The 24,438-nt window shown below is 42.4% G+C and carries 18 protein-coding genes and 1 tRNA gene; 10 read left to right on the top strand and 9 right to left on the bottom strand.

All coding sequences use genetic code 11. The annotated features are described in order from the left end of the window. The first annotated feature begins 191 nt into the window (after positions 1 to 191). Entirely contained in the window at positions 192 to 5,045 is a 4,854-nt protein-coding gene (locus IH598_07320; GenBank protein MBE0638312.1) for a PKD domain-containing protein, read from the top strand. Positions 5,046 to 5,072: 27 nt separating this feature from the next. Here the strand turns inward: IH598_07320 and IH598_07325 are convergent, their stop codons facing one another. The 4 genes from IH598_07325 to IH598_07340 form a co-directional block, all read right to left on the bottom strand. Next, complete coding sequence (locus IH598_07325; protein MBE0638313.1) at positions 5,073 to 6,974, bottom strand: amidophosphoribosyltransferase; 1,902 nt, start codon at positions 6,972 to 6,974, stop codon at positions 5,073 to 5,075. 115 nt (positions 6,975 to 7,089) lie between these two features. Further along, positions 7,090 to 9,297, bottom strand: a complete 2,208-nt coding sequence (gene selD / locus IH598_07330; GenBank protein MBE0638314.1) for a selenide, water dikinase SelD — start codon at positions 9,295 to 9,297, stop codon at positions 7,090 to 7,092. An 8-nt stretch (positions 9,298 to 9,305) separates the two neighbouring features. Then, positions 9,306 to 10,340, bottom strand: a complete 1,035-nt coding sequence (gene mnmH / locus IH598_07335) for a tRNA 2-selenouridine(34) synthase MnmH (protein ID MBE0638315.1) — start codon at positions 10,338 to 10,340, stop codon at positions 9,306 to 9,308. A 15-nt stretch (positions 10,341 to 10,355) separates the two neighbouring features. Then, the gene (locus tag IH598_07340; protein MBE0638316.1) at positions 10,356 to 10,997 is read right to left on the bottom strand and encodes a ribonuclease H family protein; all 642 of its coding nucleotides are present in this window, start codon (positions 10,995 to 10,997) and stop codon (positions 10,356 to 10,358) included. Between the two features lie 43 nt (positions 10,998 to 11,040). Here IH598_07340 and IH598_07345 point away from each other — a divergent pair, with 43 nt between their 5' ends. Together IH598_07345 and IH598_07350 are read left to right on the top strand one after the other, a co-directional pair. Continuing rightward, positions 11,041 to 11,415, top strand: coding sequence for a hypothetical protein (locus IH598_07345; GenBank protein MBE0638317.1), 375 nt, complete (start codon positions 11,041 to 11,043; stop codon positions 11,413 to 11,415). Positions 11,416 to 11,417: 2 nt separating this feature from the next. Then, positions 11,418 to 11,888 carry a hypothetical protein gene (locus IH598_07350; GenBank protein ID MBE0638318.1) on the top strand — a complete coding sequence of 157 codons (471 nt, stop codon included), beginning with the start codon at positions 11,418 to 11,420 and terminating at the stop codon, positions 11,886 to 11,888. A gap of 97 nt (positions 11,889 to 11,985) precedes the next feature. Here the strand turns inward: IH598_07350 and IH598_07355 are convergent, their stop codons facing one another. Together IH598_07355 and IH598_07360 are read right to left on the bottom strand one after the other, a co-directional pair. Then, positions 11,986 to 12,696: a hypothetical protein gene (locus IH598_07355; protein MBE0638319.1), complete on the bottom strand. Its 711-nt coding sequence runs from the start codon at positions 12,694 to 12,696 to the stop codon at positions 11,986 to 11,988. Between the two features lie 252 nt (positions 12,697 to 12,948). Further along, on the bottom strand, positions 12,949 to 14,196 hold the full coding sequence (locus IH598_07360) for an ABC transporter permease (GenBank protein ID MBE0638320.1): 1,248 nt from the start codon (positions 14,194 to 14,196) through the stop codon (positions 12,949 to 12,951). A gap of 205 nt (positions 14,197 to 14,401) precedes the next feature. Between IH598_07360 and purH the strand changes: the two genes are divergently transcribed. The 5 genes from purH to IH598_07385 all read left to right on the top strand — a co-directional run bounded on the left by purH (position 14,402) and on the right by IH598_07385 (position 19,585). After that, positions 14,402 to 15,928, top strand: a complete 1,527-nt coding sequence (purH, locus tag IH598_07365; protein MBE0638321.1) for a bifunctional phosphoribosylaminoimidazolecarboxamide formyltransferase/IMP cyclohydrolase — start codon at positions 14,402 to 14,404, stop codon at positions 15,926 to 15,928. 82 nt (positions 15,929 to 16,010) lie between these two features. After that, complete coding sequence (locus tag IH598_07370; GenBank protein ID MBE0638322.1) at positions 16,011 to 17,033, top strand: rod shape-determining protein; 1,023 nt, start codon at positions 16,011 to 16,013, stop codon at positions 17,031 to 17,033. A gap of 59 nt (positions 17,034 to 17,092) precedes the next feature. Further along, a complete protein-coding gene (gene mreC, locus IH598_07375; GenBank protein MBE0638323.1) occupies positions 17,093 to 17,923 on the top strand; it encodes a rod shape-determining protein MreC in 831 nt (276 codons plus the stop codon). Between the two features lie 12 nt (positions 17,924 to 17,935). Continuing rightward, positions 17,936 to 18,442: a rod shape-determining protein MreD gene (locus IH598_07380; GenBank protein ID MBE0638324.1), complete on the top strand. Its 507-nt coding sequence runs from the start codon at positions 17,936 to 17,938 to the stop codon at positions 18,440 to 18,442. Positions 18,443 to 18,499: 57 nt separating this feature from the next. After that, complete coding sequence (locus IH598_07385) at positions 18,500 to 19,585, top strand: AhpC/TSA family protein (GenBank protein MBE0638325.1); 1,086 nt, start codon at positions 18,500 to 18,502, stop codon at positions 19,583 to 19,585. A 374-nt stretch (positions 19,586 to 19,959) separates the two neighbouring features. Here the strand turns inward: IH598_07385 and guaD are convergent, their stop codons facing one another. Further along, a complete protein-coding gene (gene guaD / locus IH598_07390; GenBank protein ID MBE0638326.1) occupies positions 19,960 to 21,294 on the bottom strand; it encodes a guanine deaminase in 1,335 nt (444 codons plus the stop codon). A 132-nt stretch (positions 21,295 to 21,426) separates the two neighbouring features. Between guaD and IH598_07395 the strand changes: the two genes are divergently transcribed. Further along, a tRNA-Pro gene (locus tag IH598_07395) sits at positions 21,427 to 21,500 on the top strand. A gap of 91 nt (positions 21,501 to 21,591) precedes the next feature. On the opposite strand, the gene IH598_07400 is transcribed toward IH598_07395, so the two are convergent. After that, the gene (locus IH598_07400) at positions 21,592 to 22,611 is read right to left on the bottom strand and encodes an NAD-dependent epimerase/dehydratase family protein (GenBank protein MBE0638327.1); all 1,020 of its coding nucleotides are present in this window, start codon (positions 22,609 to 22,611) and stop codon (positions 21,592 to 21,594) included. Positions 22,612 to 22,620: 9 nt separating this feature from the next. Beyond that, on the bottom strand, positions 22,621 to 23,730 hold the full coding sequence (gene mutY, locus IH598_07405) for an A/G-specific adenine glycosylase (GenBank protein ID MBE0638328.1): 1,110 nt from the start codon (positions 23,728 to 23,730) through the stop codon (positions 22,621 to 22,623). 226 nt (positions 23,731 to 23,956) lie between these two features. On the opposite strand from mutY, the gene IH598_07410 reads away from it, so the two are divergent. Continuing rightward, entirely contained in the window at positions 23,957 to 24,247 is a 291-nt protein-coding gene (locus IH598_07410; protein ID MBE0638329.1) for an integration host factor subunit beta, read from the top strand. Positions 24,248 to 24,438: the final 191 nt, after the last annotated feature.

Below are 24,438 nucleotides of genomic sequence, written 5' to 3' on the forward strand. Positions count from 1 at the left end.
TGTTTTGGAATATTTTCTTCAAACCAAAGGATAATCAGCAGCAAAAAAATGATAAAAAATTTTATCCACAGAATCGGAATGATATTTGGAATGGCAACCATTTTTTAATCGGTTTGTTTAATCAAAGATGGATTTAAGATTAAGGATATTGATTAATTTTGTTTCCAATTCATCCGCTGAAATAATGTTGCATGGGTAAATTTTATCATAATATCATTGCTTTTGTTTTATTGATTTGCATCGCAAAAGCCTCTGCTGGAGCCAATCCGCAAATCCTCTCCGTTACACCCAACAACACTTCTGTTCCCAGGTATGAAAAACTTGAACTTACGGTTAATTTAACTGCAACTTTCAATTCACCTTACGACTTCGACCAGGTAAACCTGCAATGCACCTTCACCTCGCCCACCGGTAAGGTATTCGTCGTTGACGGGTTCTATTACCAGGATTTCACGATGACACAACCCAATGTTCTTGTTCCAAACGGACAGCCGGACTGGCGGATCCGTTTTGCACCGAACGAAACAGGAACCTGGTCCTATTTGGTTAAATTAACTGATACCCAGGGAAGCACAACGCATATTTCCCAGCAGTTTAGTTGTACTAACTCATCACACAAAGGATTTGTTAAAAGGGATGGTGATCATTTGCTTTACGACAACGGAAACCGATTCCTGGCTTTGGGAACAAACCTGGCCTGGACTGAATGGGCATCGGGTTTCACAATTTACAATGACTGGCTTAATTCATTGAAAAATAATGGGGGAAATTATGTTAAGATTACCATGGCGCCCTGGATTTTCGGATTGGAATGGGGGGCGGGATCTTTAGGAAATTACACCGGTCGGCAAAACCGCGCCTGGGGACTTGACTGGGTTTTTGAAAAGTTGCAGCAGCAAAACATCTATTGTCAGTTTCACTTCCTTGTGCACGACGAGTTACGAACTGATTACACAACCGGTTGGAATGAAAATCCTTATAAAAGTTCAAATGGCGGCCCATGTAATAACCCCCAAGATTTTTTCACCAATGCCACTGCCAAAAAAAATTACAAACAAAAGATGCGTTACTCCAATGCGCGGTGGGGTTACTCGTCGTATCTTCACTCCTGGGAGGTGATGTCGGAAACTGACAATACAGGATTTTACAGCAGCAACTATACCCAGACCTACAATTGGGTGAATGAGATGTCGGATTATATCAGGAATATTGACAACTACGACCGTCCGGTGTCATCGGGATTTGCATGGCCACAAAACGACCCCAATTACTGGAACAGCAGTCAGGCAGATTACACGCAATCGCACATTTATGCCAATATTCCCGACCTTGAAATGAAGGTCTATAATTATTCGAAATACTACCTCGACAGGTACCAAAAACCTCACATTGTCGGTGAATTTGCACTTGGACATGACCCCTCAGTAATCTACCAATCCGACCCCAATGGCGTGGCATTTCACAATGTACTATGGTCCTCGGTTTTTTCAGGATCAATGGGATCGGCCATGTCGTGGTGGTGGGATAACTATCTGTACCCAAACGGTTTCTTTAGCTATTTTCAACCGATATCATCGCTGATTAACCAGGCCAACATCAACGACATCAGTTGGTACCACGATCTCCCGCTCACATCAAGTAATGTGCATGAAACACTGGAAGTTTTCCCTGATTTTTCGTCTACCTCACAAAAGGCGCCGTCCAATGATTTTACCATCGGCCCTTCCGGTTCGATAAGTCCTACAGAAATGGACTTAGGGCAGCATCTGTACGGCAGTCTTTATAACTCTTTGCGCAATCCCCCCAAATTTCATGTCCATTATATTAAACCCGGTAAATTTAAAGTCAGGACAGGGAATACGGTTGTTTTGTCAAAAATCAGGATCAGGCTTAACGGCGTTTCCATTATCAACACTAATGCTTCGGCCAATACCACTTACAGTATTGATGTTCCTGAAGGGTTTCACTTTATTGATGTGGAAAATTCCGGAACCGGTATCATGCGCATCGAGAAATACCAGCTCGAAAACTACAAGCCACAGATTCGGGCATTTACACTAAGAAAAAACAATCAGGTTCTCGGTTGGTTCCAAAATATCAATTACAATTGGAAACGGCTGCTTGAAAGTGGCCCTCCCCCTCCTTACAGTGGTGGAAAAATTAACATGCAAAACCTCAGCCCGGGGCTTTACAAAATCAACTGGTATAATGGCAATGCAACGATTGATTCGGCGCAATACAAGTTTACAGCCGATGGGAACCTTCAATTGGATGTCCCTCCGGTGGTTTGGGACGGGGCTTTTGATGCGAAGTTTTTTGTACCATTTCATATTGATTTTGCTGCAACCCCACGAACAGGATTTTCACCGCTCACCGTTCAATTTACCGATCAGACAATTTACACAACCGGGGGGACCTTCAATTGGATGTGGACATTTGGTGATGGCACTTTCAGTTTTCAGCAGAATCCTCAAAAGATTTACACAAATCCGGGGATCTACACTGTAACATTGCAGGTTAGTTCAGGGCAATATGTTCACTCGGTTACCAGGCAGAATTTCATCGTGGTTGATCAGCCAGTGGTTGCTGATTTTGTGGGCGCCCCCACCATAGTTTTACCCGGAAGTCCGGTGCAGTTTGCCGATTTATCAGTAGGCAATCCAACCAGTTGGATGTGGACATTTGGCGACGGAACCCTAAGTTTTCAGCAAAATCCTTCAAAAACATACACCCAGCCAGGAATTTATACCGTTTCGCTGATGGTGCAAAAAGGGTCACAGAGCAATACAAAAACCAGGACGAACTACATTCAGGTTCTGACGCCGCTTATAGCCAATTTCTTTTCCAGCGCTACTACGTCACTACCCGGACAGGTTATTAATTTCACCGACCAATCGATTGGAATCCCGACCACCTGGTATTGGGATTTTGGGAATGGAACAACCAGCACCGTTAAAAATCCGATGGTGACTTACAGCACCCCCGGGCTCTATTCGGTTTCTCTCACAGTAACCAATGCCTATCAGCAAAATACGATCACCAAAACAAATTATATCCATATTCTTTCGCCTTTGATTGCTAATTTTGAGGGCAGCCCCGTTAACTTGTTAACCGGTCAGCAGGTCAGTTTCAACGATTTGTCGCTTGGTAATCCAACCGGATGGATTTGGGATTTTGGCGATGGTATGACTTCAACTCTGCCGAACCCTGTCCATTCATTTAGCCAGGAGGGCTATTTTACCATCAGCCTTACAGTAAATGACCCTCTGCAAACCAGCACTGAAACCAAACCGAATTACATTTATGTGGAAGACACAATTTTTGCCGATTTCACGACAAATCAAACTACCTCATTACCAGGCCAAACAATTCCTTTTTATGATAATTCGCAGGGAGATCCGACAAGTTGGTTCTGGGATTTCGGCAATGGGTTGACAAGCACTTTGCAAAATCCTGAAATGGTTTTCAATGACCCAGGCGCCTATTCGATTTCACTCACTATTGCTACCGGGCTTCAGCAAAACACGATTACCAAATCAAACTATATCACCATACTGGTTCCGCTTATTGCTGATTTTAAAGTTGACACAACGTTTGCATGGACCGGGCAAACAATCAGTTTTACTGATCTGACAACCGGCAGCCCGGAAGAATGGTTATGGGACTTTGGCGACGGGCAGACTTCCATGCTTCAACATCCTGTTCATGTTTATTCTGATGAAGCCTACTACACAGTGACACTCATCGTAAACAACCTGATGCAATCATCCACCGAAACAAAAACCGATTACATCTACATCAGGGAGCCACTTTCTGCTGACTTTACATCCGATACCACCATCGTTATTCCCGGACAGCCCATTCAATTCACTGACCTTTCGTCCGGTTTTCCTGAAACCTGGTTCTGGACTTTCGGCGATGGATTTTCGAGTTACGCCCAGTATCCGATGCATCAATACAGCAATAGTGGAGAGTACAATGTATCTCTGCGGGTTAAAAGGGATAATTACACATCAAACACAGTAAAAACCAAATACATCAAAGTCCTTCCCCCGCTTGTGGCCGATTTTACCACTGACAAACAGGTTGCATTTGTTGATGAAACCATCCAATTTACGGATTTATCAATCGGAGAACCTTATTCCTGGTTTTGGGATTTCGGTAACTTCAGTAATGCCGTCATTCAACATCCTGAGACGAGCTATAGTGAACCCGGTGTATATACAATCGAACTTGCAGTATCTAACGAGTATCAGCAGGATGTCCGGATAAAAGAAAATTTTATCACCATCATTGAGCCATTGGTAGCAAGCTTTACATCGAATTTTCAAGAAGTGAAAATCGGTGAAAAGGTTCAGTTTTTCGACCTGACTACCGGCAGCCCGGATTACTGGAAATGGATTTTCAGCAGTGGTGATTCTTCTTTTGTGCAAAACCCTTTCATCACATTCTGGGAACCCGGGTATGTGGATGTGACGCTGATTGCAGCTAACCAATATCTGACTGATACGCTTATACTTTCCGGTTACATCAATGTTTTGCCGCCCACTTATACACAGGTCATCTCTATTGAGCCTGGCTGGAGTGGTATTTCCACATACATTCAACCTGTTTTCCCCTCTATCGAAGCCATCTTTGCCCCAGTAGCTGATCAATTGATTTTCGCTGTCAATGAGCAGGGGATGTATTGGCCGGCATTGAATATCAATACTATTGGTTTCTGGGATACTTCAAAAGGGCTGATCATTAACATGTTATCATCGGACAGCCTTACAATGGAAGGATATCAGCTGGTTGAGGGGCAACTGCCGTTGTTCAGCGGATGGAATCTATTCCCCATTGTCAGTTCGTGCGATCAACCTGTGGAACTGCTGCAAGACATTATGGGGCTAAATTTTGAAGTGATAAAAACAGCCGATGGGGTTAACGTTTATTGGCCTGAAATCGGAGTAAACACGCTTGGAACGCTTAAACCGGGGAAATCCTATATGATGCTCATTTCACAGGACACACTATTTACCTTTCCTTCATGCTCCGGTCAATGAGGGCTTCATTGAAAGCATTTTGTTCTATCAATATGCCCGCTCGTTCCGGTTTTCGATGTAATTGATAAATGACCGGTTAACCACCTTGTTCCCTCCGGGTGTAGGATAATTACCGGTAAAGTACCAGTCGCCGGTATGCCCCGGAATGGCTGCATGAAGGTCCTCAATGGTTTGATAAATGATCTCGATTTTTGCTTTCGTACCGGCCGGTGTAACTATGGCGGAGATTTTTTCAGAAATCTGTTGTGCGGTGAATGGTCTGTAAATCTCTTTCACATGGTTGATGATATCTTCTTTAGGTTTGTTCTCCTGGGCTTTGGCTTTTTTATATACCTCATTGATGATATGTTCCTGGCGGGTGTCGCGCAATAATTCAATAGCCGCCCTGAAAGCAACAAATTCGCTGAGTTTGGTCATGTCGATACCATAGCAGTCGGGATAGCGGATTTGAGGTGCTGAAGAGGCAATCACGATCTTTTTCGGATTGAGCCTGTCCAGAATGCGGATGATGCTCTGCTTCAGGGTTGTGCCTCTTACAATGGAATCGTCAATCACCACCAGGTTATCCACCCCTTCCCTGATCACACCATAGGTGATATCGTAAACGTGACCTACCAGGTCATCGCGTCCGGTTTCTTTTGATATGAAAGTCCTGAGTTTAACGTCTTTTACTGCAATATCCTCCACTCTTGGCGAGAACTTCAGAATCTCAGCGATTTTTTCGGGTGTTGCCCCGTTACCAAGCTCCATGATACGGTCGGTCTTAATCTGATTGCAAAATATGTTGATCTCCTCGATCAACCCTTTGTATGCAACTGAAGCTGTGTTTGGGATGTAAGAGAAAACTGTGTTTTCGAGGTCATGATTAATGCTTTTCAGAATGGCCGGTGTTAGCAACTTACCAAGGCGTTTTCGCTCTTTATAAATGTCGGTATCAGTACCCCGCGAAAAGTAGATGCGTTCAAAGGAGCATGACCTCTTTTCTTTGACATCGGTAAACGGCACTTCCTCAATCCGGCCATCTTTTTTGATGATCAATACATGACCGGGCTTCAATTCCATGACTTTTCCGGCAGACAAATTAAATGAAGTTTGAAGTACAGGGCGTTCGGAGGCTGCAACCGCTATCTCATCATCATAATAATAGAAAGCCGGTCTGATCCCTGACGGATCGCGCATGATAAAAGCATCGCCATGGCCGAGCAGACCGGCAATCACATAACCGCCGTCCCAATATTTGGCTGCACGGCTTAAAACTTTTTTAATGTCGATGTTGGCAACTATTTTGTCGGTGATCTCTTTTTTTACGTAGCCCAACCCTTTGTATTTTTCGTAATGCACCTCATTCTCCTCATCCAGAAAATGTCCAATTTTCTCAAGAATTGTAATTGTATCGGTGGTTTCGATCGGGTATTGTCCCAGTTCAACCAATTGGGCAAACAGCTCATCCACATTGGTCATGTTAAAGTTTCCGGCAAGAACAAGACTTTTGGTCATCCAGTTATTTTCGCGCAGGACCGGATGCAGGTTTTCCAGCTTATGCCCGCCAAAAGTACCGTAGCGCAAGTGTCCAAGGAAAAGTTCTCCTGTAAATTCGAGATTTTTCTTGAGCCACCCTGAGTCATTCAGCAGCTCAGGATGTTGGGTTTGAATTTTTGCAAATTGCCTGTAAATATGTTCAAAAATATCAATGATGGGTGTTGAGGAATTGGAGCGAAAACGGTTGATGTATCTCACCCCGGGTTCCACATCGAGTTTCAGATTGGCAATTCCGGCGCCATCCTGTCCCCTGTTGTGCTGTTTTTGCATCATCAGATGCATTTTGTGAAGCGAGTAAAAAGGGCTTCCGTACTTTGCCTGGTAAAATTCCAATGGTTTCAGGAGCCTAAGCAGAGCAACCCCACATTCGTGATGAATGAATTCGCTCATCTTATGGATATTATCGTTTTTAGCATGATCGGTTTGCGTTGCAAAGGTAATACGGAAAGGGGAATCAGATGTGATAATTTATAAAGTTTTCCATTTTTCTGGTTAACTCACCTGACTAATCGCCGATGAAAATTGGATTGGCAACATGGTTCCGTTTTTCCGAAACCATTCCGATGATTGACGCACTAAGTCCGAATTGCCGGATATATTCCTCTGCATCTTTTTTTGGTAATGAAATCAGCAATCCTCCTGATGTCTGGGCGTCGCAAAGGATAAGTCTGGTAATTTCCGGGATGTCTTTATCCCATTCAACCACCCCGGAGACAAAATCGAGATTATTACGGGTTCCGCCGGGAATTGATCCGGCCATCGCCAATTCGTAGGTACCTTCGATGAATGGCACCATGGATGCGTTTATTTTAACCTGAACTCCTGATGCCATTACCATTTCCTTCAAATGTCCAAGCAATCCGAAGCCGGTGATATCGGTGCAGGAATTTACAGGAAATGACTCCATTAATTTTGCTGCTTTTGCATTGAGTTCGGCCATAACATTGCGGGCTGATAGGGCAGTTTTTTCATCTGCCAGTCCCCGCTTAACAGCAGTGGAGATAATTCCGGTCCCAATGGGCTTGGTCAAAATCAACACATCGCCGGGTTTGGCGCCGGCATTAGAAATCACCTTTGAAGGATGAACAACTCCTGTAACCACCATACCAAACTTTGGCTCGGTGTCTTCAACTGTGTGCCCGCCAAGTACCGATATTCCAGCTTCAGCTGCCTTGTCTGAGGCGCCCCTGAGAATATCTTTCAGCACCTGCATGGGCAAACGGTTATCGGGAAATCCGACGATATTGAGGGCAAAAAGTGGTTTTGCGCCCATCGCATAAATATCGCTCAGCGCATTGGCAGCAGCAATGGCGCCGAAGTAATACGGATCATCCACAACCGGGGTGAAGAAGTCAACAGTCTGAACAATTGCAGTGCTCTCATTGATCAGGTAAACTGCCGCATCGTCGGATGTGCTGGCGCCAATCAGCACATTTTTATCGAACACCTGAGGCAGATCTTTAAGCACCTGCTCGAGATATTGCGGCCTTATTTTACAAGCACAACCTAACCCATGTGTAAAACTCGTCAGCTTGATTTCTCCGGTTTGAATTTCAACATTTTGGGTAACATGTTCTTTTGGCCTGAGCCTGTGAACTGCTTTAATTATGATTTGTGCAGCTTTTTCCATATCAGCAGCAGTACTTAGTTTCCCCGTGGAAAAACGAATGGTTCCCATGGCAATATCAACCGGAATTTTCATCGCCGTTAGTACGGCCGACACATCCACATGGTCAGCATGACAAGCAGCTCCTGCTGAGGCAGCGATCCCTTTCAGTTCATCAAGCAATGTATTGGCTTCAATTTTCGGAAAACTCAGGCTCAATGTGTTTGGCAACCGGAAATCAGGGTGGCCGTTTAACTTGATGCCCGGCAGGGCTTCGGTCAACAGTTGTTGAAGCAAGTCGCGGGACGATTTCATCTGTCGGGTGTTGGCTTCAAGATCCCGTTTGGCAATTTCTGCCGCTTTTCCCAAACCAACAATTTCGAGTACGTTTTCGGTACCGGCACGCAGGTTTTGTTCGTGGTTGGCGCCATGCATCAGCTTTTGCAATTTCACTCCCCGCCGGATAAACAAAGCGCCAATCCCTTTAGGTGCATACAACTTGTGCCCGGCCACTGAAAGCAGGTCAACACCCATTTTCCTGACATCGGTGTCAATTTTGCCAACAGATTGGGCTGCATCGGAATGGAAAATTATTCCGTGATTTTGGGCAATTTTCCCAATTTCAGAAACGGCCTGAATCGTTCCCACTTCATTGTTGGCGTGCATGACGCTGATGAGAATGGTGGCCGGCGTGATGGCTTTTTCGATGTCACCTGGATTTACTCTCCCAAATTCATCAACATTTACATAAGTAATTCTGAAACCCTGTGATTCCAGGTAACTGCAAACCTCAGTAACTGCAGGATGCTCAATGGTGGAGGTGATGATATGATTCCCCTGGTCGCGGTTCTGAAATGCAACCCCTTTGATGGCATAATTGTTAGACTCGGTACCACCGCTGGTAAAAACGATCTCATCAGGGAAGCAGTTGAGCAGTGCTGCTATTTGGCGCCGGGCCTGTTCCACAGCCCTTCTGGTTTGAACCCCATAAATATGGCTGCTTGAGGGGTTTCCAAACAGCTCTTCCAAAAATGGGCGCATGGCCTCTGCAACTTCACGGTCAACCGGTGTGGTTGCGTTATAATCCAGGTATATTGAGGTTTCCATTCTGTTTGTTAAATGAGTTGGTATTTATTGCAGAAATCGATCACTTCGCGTGCGTTGGCTTCTGCATCAGCAGTTTGTACCGGTACTGTAAAAGTCTTGTCCTTGACTTTTTTAGTCAGGTCGTAGCAATAGGCTTTGTCATAATAATCTAAGACAATGTCAATGGCCGTTCCAAAGTCGTCCTGCCCGATAGCGTTCACGGCAGTTTTCATATTTTGCCCGCCAAGGCGCCGGCTGATTTTCTCGATTGAATGGATGAGCAGTGGCTTCGGGTATTTGGCATAATCATCAATCAACCTTTCAATTCTCAATTTCTTTGGCATTTCAAGGCTGATGACGCTAGCCTTGCTCATTTTGAAATGCAATATTTCCGGAATAAAAACCCTGCCGATCATCCGGCTTTCATCCTCGATCCAGATTGGCTTTTGAAAATCAAACAGCTGCCATACTTCAGCAAGGTCATTTTCAAACTGCTCGCTGTTGGGTTGATCAACTTCGCCGATCGCTCCAAATGCGGACCCTTTGTGATGAGCAAAGCGTTCGAGATCAAGCACCTGATGCCCCAAATGTTGAAGGACATGAAGGATTTCTGTTTTACCTGATCCTGTTTTTCCGGAAAGAATGATCATTTTACTGGCTTTTTCCCAAAAACGGCTGTTGAAACGCCGGTATGCCTTGTATCCGCCCTTAAGCACATTAACCTCAAATCCGGCTGTAGATAAAAGCCACGCCATCCCTTCGGAACGCATTCCACCCCGCCAGCAGTGCAAGAGTAACTTTCGTCCCGGTGCAATCTTTCGCGCCTGTTTCACAAAACCGGACAATTTACATCCAACCAGGTCGAGTCCTTTCAGAATGGCAGGTTCACGGCCTTGCTGCTTGTAAGTAATTCCCACTGCTTTTCTCTCTTCATCATCGAAAAGCGGAAGATTGAAAGCATCGGGGATATGCCCGACCGTAAACTCGCCCGGCGACCGGACATCAACTGCGGGAAGTGATTTCCGTAACCGCTTGAACTCTGCTATATCTACTGGATGTATCATTTGATCGTCGGTTCGCTATTTTCTGCCAAAATCAGCCGGAATTTCTCCCCACTTTTCAGTGTTCCATTTGAGAACGGGTGTTTCCCAAAGGTTGGTTTTAAGCCATTTCTCGGCGCGTTGAATCAGCTCAAAAAGTTTTGCGTTACCCGAAGTTTGTTCGAGTTTAGTTTTGGCATGTTTGTTTTTAACCCATGCCCTTGCAGTTTCCGAATCAGTGTAAACAGGTATCACTTTTCCTTTCTCTTTGAGTAATGCCAAAGCATGCACAAGTGCCAGAAACTCGCCGATGTTGTTGGTTCCCTCCTCAAAAGGACCACCATGAAAGATTCGTTTTCCGTTTTTTGTGTAAACACCCTGGTACTCCATCACACCGGGGTTTCCGCTGCAGGCTGCATCCACAGAGATGCTTTCCCAGATAATTCCTTCGCGGCTTTTTTCTATTTCATCAAAACTCATCGTGGGACCTCCCAAATTCTTCCCAAGATAGCTCCACATATTCCCCCTGAAAGCCTCAACAGCTTCAATTTCAGTTGCAAATGACTTGAATCTTGCACCCTCAAATCCGCTGATCTGTGCCTGACATTCGTCCCAACTCCGGTAAATACCAGGATTAAGACCAATCCAAACAACATAAAACTTGCTTCCTTTTTTAGCCATTACCGATTTCAGTTAATTTTGCAAAAATCAGAATTCTGCAAAAATGAAGAAATTAATCTACCTGGCGGCTATAATAGCAGCATTGGTTTTAATAGTTTTTACTTTCTACCTGCAATATCGAACGATCACTGATTTTCAATTGGGAATCAATGTTTTGATCGTCTTATTTCTGACAGTTTTCGGTGCTTACGGGCTCTATGCCGAAAATCTTTTCAAGCTTCTCAGGGCATCGGGGAAAAATGAAAACCTATGTGTTGAAGCCAGTTACTTCATTCAAAAAAAGGGATGGTTAGGTAAAATTCTGCTTTTCCCATTCATTAAAATAAAATCCAGCAACTCTGTCGTTATATCCTTCTTTGGCGCTTTTACCTGGGTAGTTATTTTATTGATCATTTTTCAGGCGATTAAAAAGGGTTAAAAATGAGAAAAATCATATTGATCATTCTTTGGGGCGCATTATGGCTTGGCGGATGCAAAAAACAGGACGAACATTCTCAATTCCACCAGTTTAAGAATGGCGTCTGGGAACGCTTTGAGTTTGTTAATTTTGAATTTCCTGTTCACGATGCCCGACAGCGTTGGGATATCTATCTTGTGCTCAGGTATAATGAAAGTTTCCAGGGGAGGCTTTTACCGTTGAATATTGAGATGGTGACTCCTTCAGGTGACTCGCGGGTAAAGGATTACAATCTTTTTCTACGAAGTGTCAACAACGATGAAATAACCGGGGAGAGAAGTGATGGTTTTTATGAGCAGAAAGTGTTGACGCACCCCCAATTCTCCTTTAGTGAGAAGGGAATCTGCAAGTTCGAAATCGAAAATCTGAATTCGAACTACTTCACACAGGGCATCCTCGAAATTGGTTTTATCCTTGAACCATCTTCGAATTAAAAAAACATTAAAAGTCTTTATTTACCATGGAATGCTGATCATCTCTACAGACAACCATGAAACAACCTTTTCCTCTAAATGATTTCATCCTGAGAAATCAGAACAATCGCTCGATTTCTTCAAGATACTTACCACGAAGATAAATGATGTTGGCCATATCAATTTCTTCGTGATAAATGCGGATGGTATCAATAACACCTTTTGGAGTAAAAAATACCCCAAGCGCAGCATCGAAGTTGTTGTATTCCGAATTGGGTTTCAGCCTTAGGGTAATGTCTTCAAACAGCTCCCAACTGATCAGTCCGGGTATTTTAAAATAAGCCATGGAGGGAACATCGATATCGATATAAAAATCATTACCAACTTCCTTCAGGTTGAAATACTTCCTGATTTTGATCAACCCTTCAAAAGGTTCAATGACTTTGTCCTTCATAAACTCCACACCGGCTTTACGGTAGGCTTCAATCAACTCATGAATATTTTTGTAGGAGGCCATGTCCTTAATCCTGATGCACGGATGCATCACATTAAAAACCGTTACCAGGCCAGGCGTAGCATCAAAATGATCTGGATAGTGCTTTTTCACTGCCATTGTCGCTCTGATAATGTGTTCACCCGAGTACTTTTTATCCGTAACCAGGAAAAGGCTCATCGGTTTAAGATGATCAGGTATAGTGGTTCCATGATATCCGGGATAGGGTTCCCGGGTTTCAAGAACAAGGGCATTGGCAGTATCGTGCTCAATAGAGGCCAGGGTTTCTTTCTTGGTAATATAACCCAGGGTTTCAAGTATTTTTTCTGTGCTCATCTTAGTATTGTTAATCTTTACTTAAACATTGTCTCCGGCAAAATTGTTTAAAATTTAAACCGGCGAAATAATTTTTTGATCATTTTTCAGCATTCTCATGAAAATGTCGTCAGGTAAAACCATATTTTCAATGTTTTCTCACTTAATAAATTATTCATTGTATGCCGGTAAACAACTTTCCTCTTCCATGCATGTCCATTGAATTAACACCAAAATTTCCCTCAAAAGGTAAAGTTCGTGTTTTGAAAGTGATCAATATCCAAACCGGATGGCTTCAACAGGATCGAGGCGGGCGGCAACCCAGGCTGGAACAAATCCGGAAATCAATCCAATAAAAGTGGAGATTACAAGCCCCAACAAAATGTTTTTTTGTGAAAGAATTAGCGGAAACGACATAGCATCCTGAAATAACAACATTCCGATAAAAATAAGGATTAACCCAATGATCCCGCCAAGAAGTGAAAGGAACACTGCTTCGAACAGGAACTGTAGCAGGATGAAATAATTTTTGGCGCCGATGGCTTTTTGTATCCCAATGATATTCGTCCTTTCACGAACCGAAACAAACATGATATTGGCAATTCCAAACCCCCCGACTAAAAGGGAGAATCCCCCGATGATCCAGCCAATAACAGCCAGCCCACTGAAGAATGCCTGCAGTCCCTGATTGATTACGCTCACTTCATTTAGTGCAAAATTACTTTCTTCTCCGGGTTTTAGCTTGCGCAACGAACGCATAATCCCTGTCATTTCATCCATCAGTTGCGTGTTGGACACACCTGATTTGGCTTTGACGACGATGGTTGTTCCAATATTGCGGGTGTTCACAAAATTCCTCGCAAAATTTACAGGTATCATAACCTGCTCATCGTTTGAATTACCAAAAGCGCCTTCGCCCTGCAACTTTAAAATTCCAATGACATTAGCTCTGTTGCCACCTATTTTGATGGTCTGACCAAGCGGATCAACACCTGGAAAAAGTTCTTCTGCTATTTTAGCGCCAATAATAGCCACATTGCGCCCACCTTGTGACTCCAGCCTCGTAAAATAACGCCCCTCCTGAATATCAACCGGCATCACTTTATCGTGGTCATGCGATATGGCAATGATGTTAACATCCTCATAAGTATTACTGCGAAAACTCACTGACCGCTGAATATCGAACATAAAAGCAGCTGCATCAGTAGCATTACTGCGATGCTGGATTTCTTCCATTTCAGCAACGGTAGCCTCAGGGCGGTTCATGTACTTCCACCAGGGATAATCCCCTCCTCCCATCATCCAGGGCCATTTCTGAATAAATAATACATTGGACCCCAAATCGTCAAGACTGCTGCGAATGCTTCGCTCGAGAGAATCGAAAACAGAAAGTACCGAGATTACTGAAAAAATACCAATAGTAATCCCTAATAATGATAGAAGCGTCCGCACCTTGTTGACCACAATGGCGTTGAAGGCAAAAAGATAACTCTCTCTGATAAGTTTTAAAAGTAAAAACATAGGAAGGAACGGGTAATTTTTTAAGAAATTAAGGCGAATCAGGAACTATTTTAACCAAACGCACTAAGTTTTATTGAATTGTTATTCACAGGATTATTTTTGGACAAAGAAAAGGAAAAATTAACCCTCAAAACTTTTTTCTATATTTTTGCAACCTCCTTTTTTTAAGGATGATGGAGCAAAAAGCACATCTACCAAATTAAGCATCACAACATTGAAAAAAATCACCTCAGCACTGATCTCGGTTTACGACAAAACAGGTCTTGACGTTCTGGTAAAGACGTTAAGCCGACATGGTGTTCAAATACTTTCTACAGGCGGTACTCACGGTTATATCAGTGAGTTGGGCTACAATGCCCTGCTTGTTGAAGATATTACTTCTTACCCTTCAATTCTTGGAGGGAGGGTAAAAACACTGCATCCACTCATTTTCGGTGGTATTCTTGGCCGACGCGACCATGAAGCGGATAAAGCTGAATTTAAACAGTATGCCATTCCTGCAATTGACCTGGTGATTGTGGATTTGTATCCTTTTGAGCAGACCTTAAAAAGCTCTTCGGACGAAAAAGAAATCATCGAAAAAATTGATATTGGGGGCATTAGTCTGATCAGGGCTGCAGCAAAAAATTTCAAAGATGTGGTTGTAATTCCTTCTATTAAACTTTATGCTGATTTTATTGAGGTTTACAACAAGAATGACGGATACACCACAATCGAAGACAGGAAACGCTTTGCTGCTCATGCATTCAATATTTCTTCGCATTACGACACTGCTATTTTTAATTATTTTAATATCGAAGCTGGACTACCAGTTTTTAAACAGAGTATACTGGATGCAACCCCGATGCGCTACGGCGAAAACCCGCATCAGCAAGGAAATTTCTTTGGAAATCTCACCTCGATGTTTGATCAGTTGAATGGAAAGGCAATTTCCTACAACAACCTGAACGACATTGATGCAGCCATAAATCTTGTGAATGATTTTGACGAAACTGTGATTGCCATCCTAAAGCATAACAATGCCTGTGGACTGGCAGCGCGGGAGCCCCTGGCTGATGCATGGAAAGCGGCCCTGGCCGGTGATCCGCTCTCATCTTTTGGAGGCGTGATCATCACAAATACACTGGTTGATCAGGAAACTGCAGCAGAAATCAATAAACTCTTCTTCGAAGTAATCATTGCTCCTGATTATGAGCAAAGTGCACTACAGTTGCTAAAGCAAAAGAAAAACAGAATCATCCTGCGACATAAAAGTTTCCATCCAGAGGGACGACAGTTCAAATCGCTGCTAAACGGGGTACTCGAACAGGAAAAGGACACTACTACTGAATCTGAGCTACAACTTAATATCGTAACCACAGCACAACCAACCCACCATGAAATTGAAGATTTACTCTTTGCTAATAAAATTGTAAAGCACACCAAATCCAATGCTATTGTTTTAGTAAAAAACAAACAGCTGGTGGGAAGCGGAATAGGCCAGACATCAAGGGTGGATGCGGTAAAACAGGCGATCGAAAAAGCCAATGCGTTTGGATTTGACCTTAAAGGTGCAGTAATGGCCTCCGATGCTTTTTTCCCCTTTTCCGATTCTATCGAAATTGCACATAGAGCCGGCATAAGCGCAGTTATTCAACCCGGTGGCTCTGTAAAGGATAACGAATCCATTGAATTTTGCAATAAATCGGAAATTTCAATGGCTTTTACAGGAATACGACATTTCAAGCATTAAAAAGAGTAGTTTTGCGTTTGCTTAAACAATCAAGCATATTGACTAAGTGAATTATCGAACAATATTTTGAGCTAATAATACTATGGGTTTATTTTCATTTTTTACAAGAGAAATCGCTATTGACCTTGGCACAGCCAACACCATTATTATATATAACGATAAAGTAGTTGTTGACGAACCATCAATTGTAGCCATTGAGCGCAGTTCTGGCAAAATCATCGCCGTGGGCAAGCGCGCCCAGATGATGCACGGGAAAACGCACGAAAACATCAAAACCATCAGGCCGCTGCGCGACGGTGTGATTGCCGATTTTCAGGCCGCTGAATTTATGATCAGAGAGATGATCAAAATGATCGGTATTCGTAATTCACTGTTTCCACCTGCATTAAAGATGGTAATTTGTATCCCTTCCGGGATAACCGAAGTGGAGGAGAGAGCGGTAAAAGACTCGGCTGAGCAGGCCGGCGCCAAAGAGGTCAAACTCATCCATGAACCCATGGCAGCAGCAATCGGTATCGGAATTGACGTGCTTGAACCCACCGGCAATATGATCATCGACATCGGTGGTGGTACCAGCGAAATTGCTGTAATTGCGCTTGGCGGTATTGTAAACAACAAATCCATCCGTATTGCCGGCGACGATTTCAATGCCGACATCGAGGAGTACATGCGCAAACAACACAATATTAATATCGGCGAACGCACAGCTGAACGAATTAAAATTGAAGTAGGAGCAGCCATGCCGGAACTGGACAATCCACCCGATGATTTTGCCGTTCACGGTCGTGATATGCTCACCGGCATCCCCAAAGAAATTATTGTAAACTACACCGAAATTGCCCACTGTCTCGACAAATCCATTTCAAAAATTGAAACGGCAGTGCTACAGGCACTCGAGATGACACCTCCGGAGTTGTCGGCCGACATCTTCAGAACCGGGATCTACCTGGCCGGGGGTGGCTCCATGCTCAGAGGACTAGATAAACGTTTGCACCTGAAAACCAAGCTGCCAATCCATGTAGCCGAAGACCCTTTGAGAGCTGTGGCACGCGGTACAGGTATTGCCCTTAAGAACTTCGATAAATTCACCTTCCTGATAAAGTGATCCGGAAAGTAAATCATATTTTAATGCCAACCCCGCATAAGTAAAACCCGCTAGCGCAAATGCAAAATTTATTCGCATTTATCTGGAAATATTCATTTTACTTCCTGTTTTTGCTGCTAATGGTTATCTCGTTTGTGATGATGGTCCAAAACAATTATTACCAAAAGACGGTGGCCATCAACAGCACAAATGGAATCACCGGTAATATCCTATCGGTTGTAGATAATTTTTCAGATTATCTCACCCTGCGGTATGCCAATCAAAAGCTGGCTGAAGAAAATGCACGACTACTGGCGGGATCTAAAGACGCTTATCTTTACCTGGGAACTGAAAAAATCAACAGCAATGACAGTGGCTATTTAAGACAATACGATTATGTGGCCGCAAAAGTTATCAGCAACTCTGTCAACCGACGAAACAATTACATGAAACTTAATAAAGGCAGGCTGCAGGGGATAAAACCCAACATGGCTGTAATTGCCCCTGATGGCGTGGTGGGACAGGTTATCGAAGTTTCCACTCATTTCAGTTCGGTGATGTCCGTTTTAAACCGTAATTCACGTGTGAGCGCAAAACTGAAAAGCTCCAACCAGGTTGGATCACTGCAATGGGACGGAGAAAATTACAGAATGGGAAAATTGATTGACATTCCGTCACACGTTCAGATTATAGTTGGTGATTCGGTTGTTACAAGCGGTTTTTCCCATGTATTTCCTGAAGGTCGCCTGATTGGGGTTGTTGAAAATTTCCGGCTTGACCCCGGTGAAAACTTTTATCAGGTGAAGGTACGATTCACTGTTGATTTTAATAAGCTGTCCTATGTTTATGTAGTTAAGAATGTTTTAATTGATGAGTTAATGATCCTGCAAAAGTCAGAGACCCAAAATTAGTAAAAAATAACAATGATTATTCAGCAAGTCATCAGGTTTATACTAATGCTTTTACTCCAGGTACTGGTGTTCAACCATATCTTAATTGGCGCCTATATTTATCCCTCTTTTTACATCTATTTTATTCTTCTTCTGCCATTTGAAACCAAGGGGTGGGTTTTGCTACTATCAGCATTTTTAATTGGCCTGGGGGTAGATTTCTTTTCCAACTCATTGGGGATGCATGCCGGCGCTTCAGTTTTTATGGCATTTTGCCGGCCAGCAATCATCCGCATGCTCACTGCTGGTAAAGAAAATGAAACCGGTTCTTCTCCCGGCATGAAATCATCAGGGTTTAGCTGGTTCCTTACCTACTCTTTCCTGTTAACCCTTCTCCATCATTCGATGCTATTCCTTCTGGAGGTTTTCGGATTTTCAGATTTTAAACAAACCCTATTCAGGATAATTTTAAGCACAATCGCAACAATGATCCTTGTGATACTTGCTCAACTAATTTTTTACAAACAAGATAAACGTTGACAATAAACGTTTTTAATCCATGAGTTTTAAATTTTCATTCATTAATAATTGACCACTATGAGAAATTTATTTTTAATTCTAATTGCAGGAATTCTTGCATTTTCGTGTAGCAAACCAAAAAATCAGTTTGAAATCAAGGCAAATCTTGAAGGCGTTTCCGAAGGCTGGGTAATCTTGGCAAAAGCTGTTGATAACGACCTCTCACCACTCGATTCACTAATGGTTAAAGAGGGCAAATTCAGTTTTAAAGGAACGATTGATATCCCCGAAATGTATTACCTGCACTTTAAAACAGATGAACAATACCTCGGCTTTTTTGTGGAACCGGGCGAGTTAAACATTACCGGAACGCTTCAGGAGGCCAAATATGAGGGATTGCCAACACAGGCACTTTACGACCGTTTGGTTTCGGAGTTAAAAGTGTATGAGAACCAATTTGAAGAAATTTCGTTGCAATACCGCGAAGCAGCTGCCCGCAATGATGAAATGACCCAACGGGCTATCGAGCAAAGAGCAACTGTAATTGAAAAAGAAAGAATGGATTATATGCTGAACTTTGCTGAAGCAAATAATACGAGTATTGTTGCACCCTTTATTCTGGTCAACAACATTCAAAACTTCGATATCGAAAAAGTGGAAAGTTCAATGGCCAAACTCGATCCATCAGTCCATGGATCAAACTATTACGTCATGTTGAATGAGCAGGTAGAAAAACTGCAGCGTCTGTCAGTTGGCCGCGAGGCTCCGGTTTTCTCACAAAATGATCCCGATGGCAATCCAATCTCTCTTGATTCTTTCCGTGGAAAATATTTGCTGGTTGATTTTTGGGCATCCTGGTGCAAACCATGTCGAATCGAAAATCCAAATATTGTAGCTGCCTATGCAAAATACCACGACAAAGGATTTGAAGTTTTTGGCGTTTCGCTTGACAGGGATAAAAATGCCTGGCTCAAGGGCATTGCAGACGATAACCTTACCTGGCCTCAGGTTTCAGACCTGCAATACTGGAACAACGAAGCTTCAAAACTCTACAGCATTAGCTCAATCCCTGCGAATCTCCTGCTTGACCCAGAAGGGATCATCATTGCCAAAAACCTGCGAGGAGAGGAGTTACACACAAAGTTGGCCGAGTTACTCGATTAACTTTTTCCATATACTTAACCATGTGTAATTTTACCAAGGCTGCCTCAAAAGTCTGGATTTAAACCGATGAATTGAAAATCCAAATAATAGACTTTTGAGACAGCCTCGGTAATTTTGCAGGTATTTATTTTCACTACTGCCCGACTAAAATTTGTTAATATACTACGTGAAAATTTGGCAAATCGTAAAATTATCTGCTACAATACTTTATCCCTGCCTGCTTGAGCATTCAGGCATGCGCTACGCGGAATCCCCGTATGTACGGGGTGAAGTATTGTAGGAAGAGGTTACCCCGATTTTAAAAATACCTCGTAGAGGTTAAAGAAATTAAGGGTTTCAGGACGATTGATTAATTTTACTCGAACAGCATTGATTTATTTTGTGAAATTTACTTTTTCACCCATCAGATAAGTAGCTTTAATCATCTTTTCATCTCCAAGCATCATCAGGGCAAACAACAATTCTTCAATAGAGTTGACTTCCTGAAGCCGGTAGTTGAGCAGTTCGTTCAACGATGGATCTATCACAATGAAATCAGCCTCTTTGCCTGGATCGAAATTTCCGATTTTATCTTCCAGTTTCAAAGCCTTTGCTCCCCCAAGGGTAATAAAATAAAAAGCTTCGAGCGCACTCATGGCTGCAAATGCAGTTGATGAAGCCTTAACGCAATTCAGGTGATTTTTTAATGCTGAAATTTTGTAAGCATCGTGTAGGTTATTTAGCATGGAAAAGCTAGTACCGCCACCAACATCACTTCCAACAGCCATCTTAATCCCATATTCCAGTGTTTTGTGGTAATCAAAAAGTCCACTGCCAAGAAAGAGATTGGACGAAGGGCAATGAACAATAGAAGCGCCAGCATGAGAGATCCGTTTAAGTTCGTTACTATTCAGGTAAATCCCGTGACCAAGAAGTGTTCGTGAGGTTAGTAAACCAAAACTGTCATAAACATCCAGGTAACCCTTGTGATTATTGTAGTTGTGATTAACCAGTTCAACCTCCTGTTTGTTTTCCGAAATATGCGTTTGTACATATAACCCTTCATACTCCTTTAAAAGTGAAGATGCTATTTTGAGCGATTCGGGCGAAGATGTAATAGCATACCGGGGAGTGATAGCATAACTAAGGCGACCGCATCCATGCCATTTAATAATCTGACGCTTTGACGATTCGTAGGAAATTTCAGGTTTTTCGAGTAAATAGTCGGGAGCATTCCGGTCCATCCATGTTTTTCCGGTGATTATGCGCATATTTAATTGAGCGGCAATTTTAAAAACCGCTTCAACGGAAGCATCAAAAACAGCCGGATAAATCACAGCGGTGGTAGTTCCGTTCTTAAGCAATTGATCGATGAAAAACCGGGTATGTCTAAATGCATATTCTGAATCGGAAAAGTGTCTTTCTCTTGGAAAAATATAAGTTTCGAGCCACTCCAGCAGTTGATTCCCGTAGGATGCGATAGCTCCGGTCTGTACCGAATGGACGTGTGCATCAATAAAACCCGGGAAAATAAATGTTTCACCAAAATCTGTAATTTCCATCGGCAGTGGAAACTCTTTTATCACTTCGGGATAATTGCCGGATGCCAGCACTTTTCCATCTTTTGTTACCAGCAAGCCATCCTCAATATAACGGTAACCTGTTTTAAGATTAAAAACATCCGTACTGGCGTAAAAATCAAATAGGCTACCCCTGAATCCTTTTAGCATAAAGTATTCTTTAAAAGAAGATCAAAATTAGTATTTTTTGCTGTGTAGAAAAAAGTTGAAAAAACAACTTAATTTTGCTCACAAGACTTCTCCTTTTGAAAAATTAAATAATTTTGCCGGGTGATTGAAATGCGGGATGTAGCGCAGCCCGGTAGCGCGCTTCGTTCGGGACGAAGAGGCCGCGAGTTCGAATCTCGCCATCCCGACAAAGACCATCGAAAAATGATGGTCTTTTTTGTTTTAACCTCAGCCCAAAAGTATTACACTGTTTACTAGTTTACTGGGAGCTTTTACTGATTACGATTGAATTTTTTTTATTTCTTTCTGAAAAATATTTGCTGTGTCTGATATTGACTTTTTTACAGGTATAAAATTGTAATTCAGCAGTTTACTTATCTTTGAGCTGTCGAAAAAGTAACGATTGAAGGCCGATCGGGCAATCTCTTTAGTGAATGTTGGCTGTTTCCCAAAAAGTGGAAAAAAAAGATTAACCCGCCAGGCGACTGCAGCCATCCAGGGCAAAAGTTGTATTGCGGGTGGTTTTTTGCCAAGCGCCATAGCGATCATTGTGAAGAGCTGATGGTTGGAAATATCTTCAGAAGAAAGGATGAAGCGCTCTCCGGAAATTTTTGATTCCATTAATTGCACCATGATACTTGCCACATCTCTCACATCAACATAACCCATGATACCAGAAGTGTAAAAAGGAATACCTCTATACACTGTATTGAAAATTTGTGAACTGCCTTTTTTCCAGTCTCCCGGACCAATAATCACCGATGGATTAACAATAAACATCTCCAACCCCTCCTCGGCTGCCCTCCATACCTCCCTTTCGGCGCCGTATTTACTTAATGCGTAGGCTGAATTGTTTCGTGAGGTTTTCCAGTAACTGCTCTCGGTAACTGTTTCACCTTGTTTGGTGCGTCCAAGTGCTGATACGGAACTCACATGGCATAAGCGGACATTATCCTTTTGCAGACAGGCATTAACTATATTAGCAGTGCCAACCTGATTAGTCAGGATAAGTTGCTTGTAGTCACTTTTTCTGAAAGAAACCAATCCGGAACAATGATAAACCTGGTCAACACCATCGAGAGCTTCAGCAAGCGAATGGGGATCAAGTATATCGCCATCTACCCATTCTATTTTCTCAAATATTGTCTCATAGTCCCGGTTGTACCAGGATATTGTCTTTTTCACTTTGCCTGTGTCACTATCGGGACGTTTTAATGCTCGCACAATTTTCCCCTGTTTTACCAATTCGTAAAGCAGATGCGCCCCAACCAATCCTGTTCCTCCTGTTACCAATATCATTGTACAAAATTAATTTTTGTCGTGTAAACCCGGATAAATATTTTCCAAAACCTTTCGCAATGCATTATTTTCAGTAATGTACCTGTCAACCAATCGTGGCATTGGATATTGATACACTTCTTTTAAGCGAATCATTATCACTGGATCATGCCAGGCCGTTTTTTCATCTGTACGAATCAGAAAAAAAGTGGATAACAACAGTTGATGGGAGAGCTGATGCTTGTAAACTGCCGAAACATTTAAAAGTTCAGGATTACCTTCGACAAAAAATTCCTGCCACCTCTCAGTAGAGGTGAGTTGTTCAGGACTAAACTCATTGATGGTTTCTATCATGGGGAAATCGTATAAACCTGCCCAAATATCCTTGTTGCCTCTTTTATTTAAATAAGTAAAAAGCTCCCCATTTTTTTCAAAAAGGACTACCAGGTAATGAAAGTGGCGAACAAGCTGGTTGGATATTTTACTTTTTATTGGCAACTTACTGACAAGACTCTGGCTAAAAGCAGCGCAGTTCATTTTAAAAATGCATTCGTGGCAGGATGGGCTTTTTGGCTTACAAACCATAGCTCCAAAGTCCATAAGTGCCTGGTTAAAAATTCCCGGGTTTTCCAGGTCAAAGATTTCATTCAAAGCCTCAAAAATCATTTTTTTACCAACTGCCTTGTCAATCGGTTCTTCAATAGCAAACAAACGGCTGATAACCCTTAACACATTGCCATCAACAGTTGGTGTTGGATATCCAAAACAGATTGAAACAATGGCTGCAGCAGTGTAGGTTCCGATTCCTTTCAGGGCAATCAATTCAATGTAAGTTTCAGGAAATTTACCGCCATGCACATCAACAATAGTTTTCGCAGTCGTATGCATGTTTCGCGCACGAGAATAATATCCGAGTCCCTGCCACATCTTTAGTACCTGATCCTCGCTTGCATTGGCCAGGCTTTTTACATCCGGAAAACGTGCGGTAAAACGCAGGTAATAATCGTGTCCCTGATCAATGCGGGTTTGCTGCAGGATGACTTCAGAAACCCAGATTTTATAGGGATCAGTCGTGCTCCTCCAGGGCAGATTTCTTTGATTGATAATGTACCAGTTCTTTAGTTTGCTTGCAAAATTCATAGGTTTTAAAAGATGTTCCGAAAGATTAATCGGGAATATCAATATTTTAACAATTTGGAAATTAATTTGTTGTTTGAGTCCGATCCCTGTGAACAGCGTGATTAAGGGTATTCATATCAATTCGAAAAAATTGCTAAATTTTTTTGGTTTGCACTGTGTTTGAAAAAAAATCTATATTTGCACCCCTATTTACATAACTAATAATCAAATCTTTAAATTTTTAATTATGACAAAAGCAGACATCGTAAACGAAATTGCCAGCAAGACAGGAATTGAAAAAGTCTCTGTACAGGCCACTGTTGAGGCTTTTATGGAAACTATCAAACATTCGATGGTTACCGGCGAAAACGTTTATCTCCGTGGGTTCGGAAGTTTTACAATCAAGAAAAGAGCTGAGAAAACCGGAAGGAATATCTCCAAGAACACAACCATTATTATCCCGGCGCATAATATTCCGGCTTTTAAACCAGCAAAAACCTTTGTAAACGAAGTAAAAAACCACGTAAACGTTAAATAATCAAGAAAGGAAAAAATTATGCCAAGCGGTAAAAAAAGAAAAAGACATAAAATGTCAACCCACAAACGCAAAAAACGTTTGAGGAAAAACAGGCATAAGAAGAAGTAACACGCACAATTTGAGGGAATTATTACATAATGCACCACAGATTTTTGCATTATGTAATAATTTTTTCTTTTTAGCGCCTATCA

Source organism: Bacteroidales bacterium, from assembly GCA_014860585.1.
GTDB lineage: Bacteria > Bacteroidota > Bacteroidia > Bacteroidales > 4484-276 > RZYY01.